General features: G+C 66.8%; 10 protein-coding genes. 1 reads left to right on the top strand and 9 read right to left on the bottom strand.

Annotated elements, in window-relative coordinates; translation table 11 throughout:
- Nucleotides 1–4: 4 nt before the first annotated feature.
- Nucleotides 5–1,351, top strand: coding sequence for a sigma-54-dependent transcriptional regulator (locus tag AB6M95_RS05910; RefSeq protein ID WP_371385815.1), 1,347 nt, complete (start codon nucleotides 5–7; stop codon nucleotides 1,349–1,351).
- Nucleotides 1,352–1,365: 14 nt separating this feature from the next.
- Here the strand turns inward: AB6M95_RS05910 and AB6M95_RS05905 are convergent, their stop codons facing one another.
- The 9 genes from AB6M95_RS05905 to AB6M95_RS05865 all read right to left on the bottom strand — a co-directional run bounded on the left by AB6M95_RS05905 (nucleotide 1,366) and on the right by AB6M95_RS05865 (nucleotide 12,599).
- Entirely contained in the window at nucleotides 1,366–2,682 is a 1,317-nt protein-coding gene (locus AB6M95_RS05905) for a (Fe-S)-binding protein (protein WP_371385814.1), read from the bottom strand.
- Nucleotides 2,683–2,775: 93 nt separating this feature from the next.
- Nucleotides 2,776–3,681: a universal stress protein gene (locus tag AB6M95_RS05900; RefSeq protein WP_371385813.1), complete on the bottom strand. Its 906-nt coding sequence runs from the start codon at nucleotides 3,679–3,681 to the stop codon at nucleotides 2,776–2,778.
- A 24-nt stretch (nucleotides 3,682–3,705) separates the two neighbouring features.
- On the bottom strand, nucleotides 3,706–4,635 hold the full coding sequence (locus AB6M95_RS05895) for a CoB--CoM heterodisulfide reductase iron-sulfur subunit B family protein (protein ID WP_371385812.1): 930 nt from the start codon (nucleotides 4,633–4,635) through the stop codon (nucleotides 3,706–3,708).
- Complete coding sequence (locus tag AB6M95_RS05890) at nucleotides 4,632–5,201, bottom strand: 4Fe-4S dicluster domain-containing protein (protein WP_371385811.1); 570 nt, start codon at nucleotides 5,199–5,201, stop codon at nucleotides 4,632–4,634. The genes AB6M95_RS05895 and AB6M95_RS05890 overlap by 4 nt, the downstream gene beginning before the upstream one ends.
- A gap of 34 nt (nucleotides 5,202–5,235) precedes the next feature.
- Nucleotides 5,236–8,664, bottom strand: a complete 3,429-nt coding sequence (locus tag AB6M95_RS05885; protein ID WP_371385810.1) for a 4Fe-4S binding protein — start codon at nucleotides 8,662–8,664, stop codon at nucleotides 5,236–5,238.
- 40 nt (nucleotides 8,665–8,704) lie between these two features.
- Nucleotides 8,705–9,832, bottom strand: coding sequence for a 4Fe-4S dicluster domain-containing protein (locus AB6M95_RS05880; protein ID WP_371385809.1), 1,128 nt, complete (start codon nucleotides 9,830–9,832; stop codon nucleotides 8,705–8,707).
- 17 nt (nucleotides 9,833–9,849) lie between these two features.
- Nucleotides 9,850–10,275: a hydrogenase iron-sulfur subunit gene (locus AB6M95_RS05875; protein ID WP_371385808.1), complete on the bottom strand. Its 426-nt coding sequence runs from the start codon at nucleotides 10,273–10,275 to the stop codon at nucleotides 9,850–9,852.
- Nucleotides 10,268–12,304 carry a 4Fe-4S binding protein gene (locus AB6M95_RS05870; RefSeq protein WP_371385807.1) on the bottom strand — a complete coding sequence of 679 codons (2,037 nt, stop codon included), beginning with the start codon at nucleotides 12,302–12,304 and terminating at the stop codon, nucleotides 10,268–10,270. The genes AB6M95_RS05875 and AB6M95_RS05870 overlap by 8 nt, the downstream gene beginning before the upstream one ends.
- A 25-nt stretch (nucleotides 12,305–12,329) precedes the next feature.
- Nucleotides 12,330–12,599, bottom strand: a complete 270-nt coding sequence (locus AB6M95_RS05865; RefSeq protein ID WP_371385806.1) for a transposase — start codon at nucleotides 12,597–12,599, stop codon at nucleotides 12,330–12,332.
- Nucleotides 12,600–12,810: the final 211 nt, after the last annotated feature.

The raw sequence follows: 12,810 nt of genomic DNA, 5'->3' as shown, positions 1-12,810 counted from the left end.
AGCCATGGCGAACCCCGAGACCAACCGCGTCCTGGTGGTGGACGACGAACCCTTCATCCGCAAGCTGGCCGAACGCGAACTGGCCCGGCCCGGCCGGGAGGTGACCACCGCGGCCACGGCGGCCCAGGCCACGCGCATGGTCAAGCGGGGCGGCTTCGACGTCATTCTGCTGGACGTCCGCCTGCCCGACGGCAACGGCAACCGGCTCCTGGAGCACTTCCGGGAGACCCTGCCCGACGTCGAGGTGATCATGATCACCGGCTACACCGAAGTGGCCAGCGCGGTGGAGGCCATGAAGGCCGGGGCCTACGACTACGTGACCAAGCCCTTTTCCCTGGACCGCATCAACCTGCTCATCGACCGGGCCTACCAGCGCCGGGTCATGCAGCGGGAGCTGCGCAGGCTGCGCATGAACAAGGGCGGCAAACCCAGGCAGCAGATCATCGGGACCTCGGCCGCCATGCGCCAGGTCGGCTTCTTGATCGACAAGGTCGCGCCCACGGACGCGCCGGTGCTGATCACCGGCGAGAGCGGCGTGGGCAAGAACGTGGTGGTCAATGTCCTGCACGGCCGCAGTTCCCGGGCGGACATGCCGCTCATCGTCAAGAACTGCGGCGCGTTCAACAAGGAATTGCTGCGCAGCGAACTGTTCGGCTACTGCAAGGGCGCGTTCACCGGGGCCGACACCTCCCAGGAAGGCGTCCTGGCCCAGGCGGACAAGGGCACCCTGTTCTTCGACGAGGTGGGAGAGTTGCCGCTGGAGGTCCAGGCCAGCCTGCTGCGCGTCTTCGAATCCCAGCGGTACCGCCGGGTGGGCGACCGCGAGGAGCGCGGCGTGGACGTGCGCTTCCTGTTCGCCACCAACCGCGACCTGGCCAGGGAGGTGGAGGCGGGCCGCTTCCACGAGGCCCTGTACCACCGCCTGAACGTCTTCAGCATCGACATCCCGCCCCTGCGGGAGCGCAAGGAGGACATCCCCCTGCTCGTGGCCCACTTCCTGGAGAACCTCTACCCGGACCGGCCGCCCTACCGTCTGTCCAAGCGCGCCGGGCAGAGCATGATCGCCTACGACTGGCCCGGCAACGTCCGCGAACTGCGCAACGTCATCGAGCGCGGCATCATCCTGGCCGAGAACGACCTGATCACCACCAAGTGCCTGCCCTCGGACATCGCCCGCTCCCTGGAGGAATGCGAGAACTGCGCCCCGCTGCCCACCCTGGAGCAGCAGGAGAAGCGCTACATCCTGCGGGTCATGGAGCACGTGAACCATAACCGCACCCAGGCCGCGCGCATCCTTGGCATCGGGCGCAAGACCCTGTACCGCAAGCTGCTCGCCTTCGAGGAGAGCTAGGCCCGGGGCCGGGGTCAGTATTCCCCGGCCGACAGGTCCACGCCGAAGGCCTGCCACTGGGCGTCGGCCAGGGCGGTGGCCTTCTCGACCAGCTCCGCCTCCCACGGCTCCAGGACCAGGGTCTCGGCCACCAGCTGCCAGATGTACTTCACCTCGTACTTGTAGTCCGTGTAGTACTTGGGCAGCCGCTTCATGATCTGGTCGCGGCAGTTGGAGCAGCCGACCACGACCACGTCGGCCCCGGTCCGTTTGATCTGCTCGAACTTGTGCCGCCCGTGCCAGGCGGACTGGTCGTCGAACGGGGCGGGCCACATGCCGCCGCCCGCGCCGCAGCAGTAGTTCAGCCCCCGATTGGGGGTCATGTCCACGAAGTCGTCCACGCACTGGGCGATGATCCAGCGCGGCTCCTCAAAGTACCCCCTGCCGAAGTGGCGCTGGAGCTCCCGGCCGTGTTTACAGGAGTCGTGCCAGGTGAACCGCCTGCCCGCGTTGACCGACTTGTCCAGCCGGATGCGGCCCTCCCGGATGATCCCGACCAGGTAGTCGTAGAGGTAGGTGAAGCCGACCTCGTTGTTCGGGTCCTCGAGCACGCAGGCCTCCATGCCCTTGCGGCAGCCGTAGGACCCGCCGCCGCAGTCGGGCATGATCATGCGCTCGATGTTGAACTTGTGCATGTAGTCGATCTTGCGCTTGGCCAGGAACTTGTTGGCCGCGTAGTTGCCGGTGAACAGGGCCCAGTCCACGGCCTCCCACCCCTCCGAGGGCACGGTCCAATCCTCGCGGGCCGCGTAGAAGACCTTCCACCACCAGAACTGGTCCTCGAAGTCGCCGTAGACCTCCTTGGAATTGGGGAAGAAGAGGATTTTGGCGTCCTGCTTGTCCACGGGCACATAGAAGCCGGGGCATTCCTCGGCCAGTTCGTTCCCCAGGTCGGCCATGCCCTCCAGGTACTCCCCGCGGGCGATGGCCAGGTTGTTGCCCGTGTCCACGTTGTTCTGCATGCCCTTGTGCAGGGAGCCGGGGACCTTGTCCCGCTCGCGCAGACTTTTCATGTGGGCCATGACCGCCGGGATGTCGATGTCCATGGGGCACGAATAGGCGCACCGCCCGCAGCCGGTGCACACCCACGGGAAGTCGGAAGCCACCACCTCGTCGACCATGCCGTAGGCGAGCATGCGCATGACCTTGCGGATGTCCCACTCCTCCATGCCCGGGGTGGCGGTCACCGGGCACCCGTTGGAGCAGGTGCCGCAGGCCAGGCAGGCGCTGAAATCGAACTTGTTGAGAAACTCCCTGACTTCCACGTCCAGGGGCTTGGGCATAACCGTCATGGCTCACTCCTTTCGCATCGCTTGGCGCGCGAGCGCGCCGGACATTCCGGGGACGGCCGTCCGCCCCCGGAACCGATTCCGTTCAACGTCGGATCAGGCCAGGGCCTCGGCCTGGACCACCTGGCCGGCCTGGTCGTACATCAGACCGCAACGCAGGTCGAAGTGCCGGTTGATGCTCATGGTCGGACACGGCGCGTTCAGGGCCACCTGGGTCACGGTGGAGCCCAGGAAGGCCTTTTCCGGGTCGCGCTCCTTGGAGTGGTGGGCCATGATCAGCAGGTCCGCGTCGCCCTGGCGGGCCGTGCGCAGGATCTCCATGGCCGGTTCGCCCATCTCGGCCCGGAAGGAGCACCCGGCAATGCCGTCCAGCCGCTTGCCGTAGGAGCCCTCCAGCCGGGTCAGGCACTCGCCGCGCCCCTGGCCCCCGGGCTCGCTGACGTGCATGACAACCAGGTTGGCCTTGTACTGGCGGGCCATCTGGCCGCCGTAGGCCACGGCGCATTCGGCCTGGTCCGAGAAGTCCGTGGCCACCACGATGTTGGTGAACAGCGGCTCCTTGCAGGCCACGTCCTTGTGCACGATCATGACCGGGCACCGGGCGCGCTGGCTGACGCGCTCCAGCGTGCTGCCCGCCATGCCCCACATCTTGGAGCGCCGCTCCTCGTATTCCTGGGTGTGCGGGCCCATGACGATGAGGTCCGTGTTCTTGGACCGGGCCAGGCGCAGCAGCTCGTTGTGCGGGATGCCCGGCACGACCACGATCTGCGCGCTCGGCAGGTTGCCCAGGTATTCGTCGTACATTTCGCGTATCTTGCCGCCCAACTGGTCGGTCTCGCCCGAGGGCGCGAGGTGCTCGATGGAGCCCCAGCCCTGCTCCATGCCGGCCACGTGGACCAGGTAGAGCTTGGACTCGAACTTGGCGGCGAACTCGGCCGCGGCCTTGACCGCACAGGCATCGATGCCGGTGGGCGTGACGCCCACGATGATGTCCTTAAACATGACTAGCCCCCTTTCCTTTCTGGTTTATCCGTTCAAACCCGCTGTTTCCTCGTCTTCGGCGGGCGCGGGCTCGGCCCACGCCCTGGTTGCAATGCCCCGCCTGACCGCCGGAGTCATGGTCAGGTTGGCCGAGAGCCGCATGTCCTTCTCGGACAATCCCATGGCCAGCCCCATGAGCTGGGTCAGGTAGAGCACGGGCACGCCCCGGCCGCCCGCCTTGCGCGCCTTGGCCTGGTACGCCTCCAGGTTCATCTGGCACAGCGGGCAGACCGTGACGATGGCGTCGGCCCCGGCCGCGTCGTTCAGGATAGCGGCCACGGACCGGATGGCCACTTCGGGGTGGCCCATCATCAGCGAGGCCCCGCAGCAGCGGTTGGCCATGTCCCAATGATGGACCTCGCCGCCCATGGCCTCGATGAACGGCTCCATGGAGACCGGTCTGCCCGGCTCGTCAAAGACCGGATAGGGCCGCAGTATCTGGCAGCCGTAGTACGGCGCGATCTTCATGCCCTGGAGTCCGTCGGTGATCTTCTGCTCCACGATCTTGGCGCCGACCTCGTTCTTGAGCACGTCGAGCAGGTGGCGGACCTTGACCTCGCCCCGGTAGTGCAGGCCGGACGCGGCCAGGACCTCGTTGACCCGCCCGTGCAGATGGCGGTCGCCGATCACCTCGCGGTTGACTTTGAGCAGGTTGAGATAGCAGGCCGAGCACGGCGCGAGCACCTCGGTGATGCCCTCCCCCGCCATCTCCTGCTCCACGATGGCCAGGTTGCGCGCGGGCAGGGCGTAATTCATGAGCTTGCTGACAGGTTCGGCCGCGCTGGCCCCGCAGCAGGTCCAGTCCGGGATCTCGACCAGATCAACGCCGAGCCGCTCCATGACCAGCCGGGTGGACACGTCGAACTCGCGCGCGCTCTCGGTCAGCGAACATCCGGGATAGTATGCGTACTTCATGACAACCCCTCCATTTCACGGGCCTTGGCGAACAGGGGCCTGAGCACCCCGCCCCGGCCCCGGCCCGGCAGGTGCACCTTGCCCTTGCCGAGCATGCGCACGCCCAGCGGGACATAGGAGAGCGGCAGCATGGGGTCGCGGGCCTTGAGGAAGTACCGCTGCATCATGCTCATCTCCTGGACCCGGCCGTGGGCCTCCACGTCGTCCATGAAGGCGGCGTAGAAGGCCTGGTTCCTCCGTGCGGTCGGGCCGCCCTCGATCCCGGCCAGCCGCTTCAGGGCGGCCATGGCCGAGGTCAGCTTCAGGCCGCGCGGGCAGCGCAGCGTGCACATGTAGCAGGCCGAGCACATCCAGAAGGTCTTGCTCGACAAAATCTCGTCGAGCATGCCGAACTGGATCATCCGCCACATGGCCCGGGGGGTGATGTCCATGGCGTGCCAGTTGGGGCAGGACGCCGTGCAGGTGCCGCACTGCATGCACGCCCCCACGGTCTCCCGCAGCTCCTTGAGCACCATCTGGTCGGCCTCCGGGGCCGGGCTCCACGTTTCCCTGACTGCTTGGTTCATGATCCGTCACTCCTTGGCAATGTGTTGCCCGGCCCTAGGCCGGTTCCTCCAGGGCCGCGTCGATGACCGACAGCATCGGCCCGTCGTGGAACCCCTTGAGCACGGTGGCGCTGTTGGGGCAGACCGCCGCGCACGCGCCGCACCCCTGGCAGAGGATCTCGTCCACGATGATCTTCTCCTCGGCCATGTCCACGCTCCTGGCCCCGTACGGACAGGCGCTGACGCAGGCCTGGCACAGGGAGCACAGGGAGTCGCGCACCGTGGCCACCACGGTCTCGCGGGCGATCTTCTCGGCGTTGAGGATGCGCAGGGCGCGCTGGGCGGCCGCCTTGGCCGAGGCCACGGTCTCGCGCATGCGCCGGGGCCCCAGGGCGATGCCGCATAGGTAGATGCCCTGCTTGAGGAAATCCACGGGCCGCCACTTGAAGTCCGCCTCGCGGTAGAAGCCGTCCCCGTCGATCTCCACGTCGAAGACCTCGAGCAGGTCCTCCACGTCGTTGGGCTCGATGCCGCTGGCCAGCGACAGGATGTCCGGCCGCAGCTCGATCTGGCTGCGCAGGATGGGATCATACCCCCGGACCACGGGCTTGCCGTCCTCGAAGGTCACCTGGGGCGAGGTCAGGTCGTCGTAGCGGATGAAGATGGCCCCGGCCTTGCGCGCCTTCGTGTAGTAGGTCTCCAGGAACCCCTGGGTCATGATGTCCCGGTAGAAGACGTAGACGGGCAGGTCCGGGTTGCGCTCCTTGAGGGCGAGCACGTTCTTGAGCATCTCCGGGCAGCAGACCTTGCTGCAATAGGTCCTGTCCTCGCCCTCGTTGCGCCAGCACTGGATCATGACCACGGACGACAACGCCTTGGCGTCGAGCTGGCCGGTGGCCAGCTGCTCCTCCAGGGTCAAGTGGGTCATGACCGCCTTGTGCACGCACAGCCCGGACTCGTAGACCTTGGCCTCGTGGCCGCCGGTGGCCAGGATGGTCACCCCGTGTTCCAGGGGGAAGACCCCCCTGGGGCTGGCGATGGCCGAGCGGAAATGGCCCGCGCTGCCCCTGGAGAGAACCACCCGCGCCTCCTTGAAGACCTTGATGTTCGGGTGCTTCTCCACCTGGGCGATGAGCTCCTCCATGTAGGCGCGCGGGTCCGTGCCGTCCAGCTGGGTGTGCAGCCGCATGGCCGTGCCGCCGAGCGCCTCCTCGGCCTCCACCAGGCAGACCCCGTACCCCTGGTCCGCGATGGACATGGCCGCGACCATGCCCGCCAGGCCGCCGCCGACCACCAGGGCCGAGCGGACGACGTCCACGGTCACGGCCGGGCCGGACGGGTCCGCGCCCTGCAACCGCGCCACGGCCGTGGCCAGGGAGGAATATATCTTGCGCTCGATGCGCCCGTCCCCGTCCCCGCCCACGGTGGCGGTGTAGATGTCGACCACGTCCATGAGCGCGGGGTTCAGGCCGATGGTCCGGCCCAGTTCCTTGAGCCTCGGGATGTAGGCGTACGGCATGCACGCCCCGATGAGGATACGATTGGGCTTGAACTCCCGGGCCGCGTCCTCGATGTCCTTCCACCCCTGCGGGGTGCAGGCGCTGCCCACGCTCATGACCTTGCAGACCGAGTGGACCCGCTGCATGCGCCCGGCCAGGCTGTCCAGGTCCACGGCCTGCTCCAGGGTCGGACAGGAGGTGCAGATGGTCACCAATGTCCGCGCCGGGTCCCTGGACACGTCCGGGTATTCCGGCTCGGACTCGGACTCGATCCCGGCCAGGACGTCATAGGCCTTGATGATCCTGGACGCGGCCTGGGCCGCGGCCCCGGCATGGATGACCGACTCGGAGATGTCGCGGGGCTCGCCGCAGGCCCCGGCCGCGAACACGCCCACGCGGCTGGTCCGCTCGGGCCGGTACGGCAGGGTATCCACGAAGCCCCACTCGTTGAGATCCACGCCCATGGTCAGGGCGAACTTGTCCATGCCCCTGGGCGGCCGCGCCCCGGCGGCCAGGACGACCATGTCGAACTCCTCGGCGATCAGTTCGCCCGCGTCGGTCAGGTACTCCAGCTTGAGCCCCTTGCCGTCGTCGGCGGGCTGGACGGCGTGGGGACGGCTGCGCACGAAGCGCACGCCGTGCTCCTTCTCCGCGCTGGTCCGGTAACGCTGGTACTCCTTGCCCGAAGTACGCATGTCCATGTAGAAGATGGACGTTTCCACCTCGCCGTCCGTGGCCTTCTTGGCCAGCAGCGCCTCCTTGATGGAGAACATGCAGCACACCCCGGAACAGAAGTCCGCGTTCTTGTGCACGTCGCGCGAGCCCACGCACTGGATCCAGGCGATGCGTTTGACAGGCTGGCCGTCGGGCCGCCGCAGCTCGCCGCCGGTGGGCCCGGTGCCCGAGAGCAGCCGCTCGAACTCCACGGCGGTAAGCACGCCGGGGTGGTTGTACGCCCAGATGTCCGCCCCGCCCTCGGGGTCCATGTTCGGGTTGTAGCAGTCGAAGCCCCCGGCCAGGACCACGGCCCCGACCTCGAGCTTGACCGTATGGTCGGAGAGTATACGCACGTAGAGCTTGTCCAGCCAGGGCACGAAGGTCCTGCGCCCGAGCGGCTTGACCAGGTATTCGCGCGCGCCCTGCATGACCAGGTCCCCAGCCTGCTCCTCGGCCTCCCCGTCGGCCAGGATCACCACGGGCAGGTCGGGCCGCAGCTCGCGACTCCGGATCAGGACCCGCTCGGCGTCCATGTCGTCCAGGTCCATGCCCAGCAGGAGCAGCCCCACGGGGTCGTCCGAGGCGAGCTTGTCCACGGCCTCGCGCCCGGATTCGGTGAAGTGCAGCGGGAAGTTCTGCTCCTCGAGCTCCTTCTCCATCATGGCCCGCACGTCCGGGTCGCGGTCGGCCACCAGGATGTGGAAGTCCTTGCGCTCCTCGAACTTGAAGTCGATGGCCCCGGTGGGGCAGGCCTCGAAGCACTTCCAGCAGCGCTGGCAGTTGTCCAGGTCGAGCACGTAGTGGTTGGGGATGGCGTGGGGCACGGGCAGGTAGACCGCCGTGCGCTCGGTCAGCCCGGCGTTGAACTCGCTGGGCACGCGCACCGGGCAGACCTCGGAGCACTTGCCGCAGCTGATGCACTTGGACGGGTCGATGAGCGTGGACTTGCGCTTGAGCGAGACCAGGAACTTGCCGGGCTCGCCCTCCATGGTCTCCACCTCGGTGGACAGCATGATGTCGATGTTGTCGTGGAACAGCCCCTTGCGCAGGCAGTACTGGCTGGAGGAGTCCCTGGCCATCAGCGGGAGCATGCGGCACATGCCGCAGTGGTCCGTGGGAAACTGGTGGTCCAGCTGGCTGAGGATGCCGCCGTGGCTGGGCCTGCGGTCGATCAGCGCCACCTTGTGCCCGGTGACGGCCAGGTCCAGGGCCGCGCGGATGCCGCCGATGCCCGCTCCGACCACCAATGCGCCGTATTGCTTTCTCATGTTTTCCTCCCGTCTGTCGGGCCGTGAATCGGATTGATGATCAGGCCATGTGCGAAACCGCGTCCTGGAACTCGTCTTCCTTGAAGACCGACAGCGGCGGCGGTTCGTCCAGGCTGCGGCCCGGCACGTAGTCGAAACTCGCCTGAGTGCGCGCGGCCACGGTGCGGAACAGCTCCATGACCGGGATGTCGTTGGGGCAGGCGTTGGAGCACTGTCCGCAGCCCACGCAGGCCATGGACATGTGGGCCATGCGCGTCAGGTGGTAGAAGACCGTGTCCGTGGGCATCTTCAGCGAGCCCTTGCGCTTGGCCCAGCCCATGTACTGCCAAGGCTTGTGCTCGAACACGTCGGTGTTGAAGACGCACTCCTTGCAGTAGCAGACCGGACAGGCCACCCGGCAGTTGTAGCAATTGACGCAGGAGGAGAGGTACTCGGACAGGTCGGTCAGGGTGCCGGTGGCCGCCCGGGTGCGCTCGAACATGGCGTCCCGGTTGGCAGTGCGCACCTCGATCATGGCCTTGAGCGCCGCGTCGCGGCCGCCCGGCTCGGCCTCGGGCAGCCCCAGGCCGATGAGCAGGGACTCGCCTCGCGGGCTGGCGGCCATGACCGGGATGTGCCCGGACAGGTCGGCCCCGGCCAGGCCGAGGATGATATCCGCGTTCTCCGGGGCCGGATGCTCGCAGGCCATACAGGCCGGGGCGATCTCCGTGCCGCCGTTGCCGACCCGCCGGTGGAACTCCAGGGTGGACTCGAAGGGGTCGCGGTCGCCGCGAAACCCCTTGTAGCCGATGTTATCAAAGGCCCCCATGCAGTCCAGGCCGACCAGAATGACGTCGTCGATGCTCCCCTGGTTGAGCTTGACCAGCTCGACGAAGGCGCGGATCTCGCACGGCCGCATGACCGCCGCGATGCGCTCGCCCGCCTGGCCCCTGGTCAGCCGGGCCAGGAGCTTGGCGCTGTTCATGGGAAAGGCCGGGGCCAGCGGGTCCGCTCCGGAGAGCTGCTCCGGGTCTGTCACCAGGGTCGGCATGGGGATGCCCTTGCCGAACAGGTGCATGGGCACCAGCACGCCGCCTATGCTCTCGTTTTCCATCAGCCCGCGCAGGAAGCCCTGCACCGCCGTGATCGGGTTGCCCCCGTCGATCAGAATCTTTGCCATGGTTGCCATGTCACGCCTCCCGCGCCCTAGATCACGGCCATGGAACGCGCTTCCATGGGGCCGAGTTCTCTGATTTCGTTGACGAAGTGGTTGACCGTCGCGGCAAACTCGTTGCCCTCGCTGGCCCCCACCCAGGTCAGCTTGACCCGTTCCTTCTCGATGCCGAACTGGGGCAGGATCTCGTTCAGGAGCTTGATCCGCCGTCTCGCCTTGTAGTTGCCGTTGATGTAGTGGCAATCGCCGGGGTGGCAGCCCGAGACGAGCACCCCGTCCGCCCCGGAGAGCAGGGACTTGACGATGTACTTGGGGTCCACCATGCCGGTGCACATCATGCGCACCATGCGCAGGTTGGGCTGCTGGATCATCCGCGAGGTCCCGGCCAGATCCGCCGCCGTAAAGGTGCACCAGTTGCAGACAAAGGCCAGGATGGTCGGTTCGAACTCGCTACTCATGACGTGCCTCCTTGGCGGCCCGCTCCACGGGGATCTCCACCGGATGCGCCCCGCCCTGTTCGGGCGGCAGCCAGCCGGGGACCATCCCGAGCAGCCCGTCTATTTCGTTGAATATCTGTGTCTCGTTGAAGTGCTTGATCCGGGCCGCGCCGCTCGGGCAGTACCCGGCGCACGAGCCGCACCCCTTGCACATGGCCTCGTTGATCACGGCCACGTTGCGCCGCTCGTCGAACTCGATGGCCGAGTAGGCGCACAGCCCCACGCAGACCCGGCAGCCCACGCAGATGTCCGGGTTGATCCAGGAGGTGGTCGGCGAGATGGAGACCGTGCCCTTGGCCGCCAGGGCCAGGGCCTGGGCCGCGCCGCCCGAGGCGTGCGAGACCGCGTCCGGGATGTCCTTGGGCCCCTGGCAGGTCCCGGCCAGGAAGACCCCGTCCGTGGCCGTGGAGACCGGCCCGAGCTTGGGGTGCTCTTCCAGCAGGAAGCCGTCCTGGCCCTGGGCCACGCCGAAGACGCGGGCCACCTCGGTCATGTCCGCCCTCGGCTCCATGGCCGTGCACAGGACGACCATGTCCACGGGCAGGCGCACGTTCATGCCGAGCAGGGTGTCCTCGCCCACCACCACGAGCTTGCCGTCCTCCTGCACGATCTCGGCGGGCCGCCCCCGGATGAAGGTCACGCCCTCCTCCTGGACCCGCCTGTAGAATTCCTCGTAGCCCTTCCCGAAGCAGCGCATGTCGATGTAGAAATTGTAGACCCTGGTGTCGTGGCCGACCTTGTCCTTGATCAGGTGATCGTACTTGAGCGCGTACATGCAGCAGGTCCGCGAACAGTACTCGTGGTAGTTCTTGTCGCGGCTGCCCACGCAGTGGATGATGGCCACGGACTCCGGCTTCTCGCCGTTCTTCATGACGATCTTGCCCCCGGTGGGGCCGACCGCGTTGTTCAGGCGCTCGAACTGGAGCGCGGTGTAGACCTCGTCGTAACGCCCGAAGCCGTATTCGCGCATGGGGGTGGGGTCCATGGTGTCGTAGCCCGTGGCCAGGACGATGGAGCCCACGTGGAAGACCTCGCGGGTCTCCTTCATGTCGTAGTCGATGGCCCCGGTGGGGCATATCTTCTGGCAGACGCCGCACTTGTCCTTGGTGATCTTCTTGCAGATCGTGCCGTCGATGACCGGCGTGTTGGGCACGGCCTGGGGCGAATTGCGGTAGATGGCCTTGCGGAAGCCCAGCCCCTCGTTGAACTCGCTGATCGCCTTGGTCGGACACTTCTCCAGGCAGGCCCCGCAGCCGGTGCAGACGTCCGCGTTGACGTAGCGCGGCTTGTGCCTGACCGTGACCGTGTAGTTGCCCACGAACCCGGTGACCTCCTCCACCTCGGACCAGGTCATCAGGTTGATGTTCGGCTCCTGGCTGACCGCGACCATCTTGGGCGTGGAGATGCAGGCCGCGCAGTCGAGCGTCGGGAAGGTCTTGTCGAACTGGGCCATGTGCCCGCCGATGGACGGGCTCTTCTCCACCAGGTGGACCCTGTGCCCGGACTTGGCGATGTCGAGCGAAGCTTGAATACCGGCGATGCCCGCGCCCACGACCATGACGTCGGGCAGGACCTCGACCTCGCGCGAGTAGAGCTTCTGGTGGTCGGCCACCCGCTCCACCGCCGCCTCGACGATGTGCCGCGCCTTGGCCGTGGCCTCGAGCGGGTCCGCCGTGGTCCAGGAGCAGTGCTCGCGGATGCAGCAGTGCTGCATCAGGTACGGGTTGAGCCCGGCCCGTGCGCAGGCCTGCTGGAAGGTCTTCTCGTGCAGCCGGGGCGAACAGGAGGCGACCACCACCCGATCCAGACCGTATTGCCGGATGTCCTTGATGATCATCTCCTGGCCGGGGTCCGAACACATGAACTGGTAGTCCCGGGCCACGACCACGTCCTTGAGGCCGCCCGCAAAATCGGCCACCCCACGGCAGTCGACCTTGCCCGCGATGTTGGACCCGCAATGACAGACATAGACGCCGATCTTTCTGGACATGTCCCACCCTCCATGAAAACCGTGTTCAACGCATGGGTTTGCCGCTGGTCAGTTCCAGGGTCAGTTCGCCCACCAGCTTCTTGAGTTCCTCGTTTTCGGCCGCCAGCTCCATGTCGCCGACAGGCAGGGGCGGCTTCTCGAACACGAGATGGCTGTTCTCCAGGAAATGCCCCCGCCACTTGTAGTATTGGCCCGGCCGCAGGTCGTGGGTCCGGCAGAGATCGTTGACGCACTCGCCCATCAATCCCGCCAGCACGATCCTGGCCTTGGTCTTGGAATCCCACTTTCTTCTCATCCGCCGACCCTCCTGCCGATATTCACGGTCTCGCCATTGCCTGTGCTTCCCTCAGGAGAGCCGGTGAGTCCGACATCCTCCCCCGCCATCCTTCGCCCCACCTTCTTTGTCAGGCCAACCAACCGGATTAAAAGACGAAATATGCAATCATCAGCATGTACCCGCTGCCTGTGCGGGCCACTCACTTTGTCTCCAAGTCAAGATGCGTGCC

It is taken from the genome of Pseudodesulfovibrio karagichevae (genome assembly GCF_041414475.1).
Taxonomy (GTDB): Bacteria; Desulfobacterota; Desulfovibrionia; order Desulfovibrionales; family Desulfovibrionaceae; genus Pseudodesulfovibrio; species Pseudodesulfovibrio karagichevae.
This window is presented reverse-complemented; position numbering and strand designations above follow the sequence as displayed.

Coding starts and splice junctions, on each gene's coding strand:
- AB6M95_RS05910 (WP_371385815.1), top strand. CDS start 5: ATGGCGAACCCCGAGACCAACCGCGTCCTGGTGGTGGACGACGAACCC.
- AB6M95_RS05905 (WP_371385814.1), bottom strand. CDS start 2,682: ATGACGGTTATGCCCAAGCCCCTGGACGTGGAAGTCAGGGAGTTTCTC.
- AB6M95_RS05900 (WP_371385813.1), bottom strand. CDS start 3,681: ATGTTTAAGGACATCATCGTGGGCGTCACGCCCACCGGCATCGATGCC.
- AB6M95_RS05895 (WP_371385812.1), bottom strand. CDS start 4,635: ATGAAGTACGCATACTATCCCGGATGTTCGCTGACCGAGAGCGCGCGC.
- AB6M95_RS05890 (WP_371385811.1), bottom strand. CDS start 5,201: ATGAACCAAGCAGTCAGGGAAACGTGGAGCCCGGCCCCGGAGGCCGAC.
- AB6M95_RS05885 (WP_371385810.1), bottom strand. CDS start 8,664: ATGAGAAAGCAATACGGCGCATTGGTGGTCGGAGCGGGCATCGGCGGC.
- AB6M95_RS05880 (WP_371385809.1), bottom strand. CDS start 9,832: ATGGCAACCATGGCAAAGATTCTGATCGACGGGGGCAACCCGATCACG.
- AB6M95_RS05875 (WP_371385808.1), bottom strand. CDS start 10,275: ATGAGTAGCGAGTTCGAACCGACCATCCTGGCCTTTGTCTGCAACTGG.
- AB6M95_RS05870 (WP_371385807.1), bottom strand. CDS start 12,304: ATGTCCAGAAAGATCGGCGTCTATGTCTGTCATTGCGGGTCCAACATC.
- AB6M95_RS05865 (WP_371385806.1), bottom strand. CDS start 12,599: ATGAGAAGAAAGTGGGATTCCAAGACCAAGGCCAGGATCGTGCTGGCG.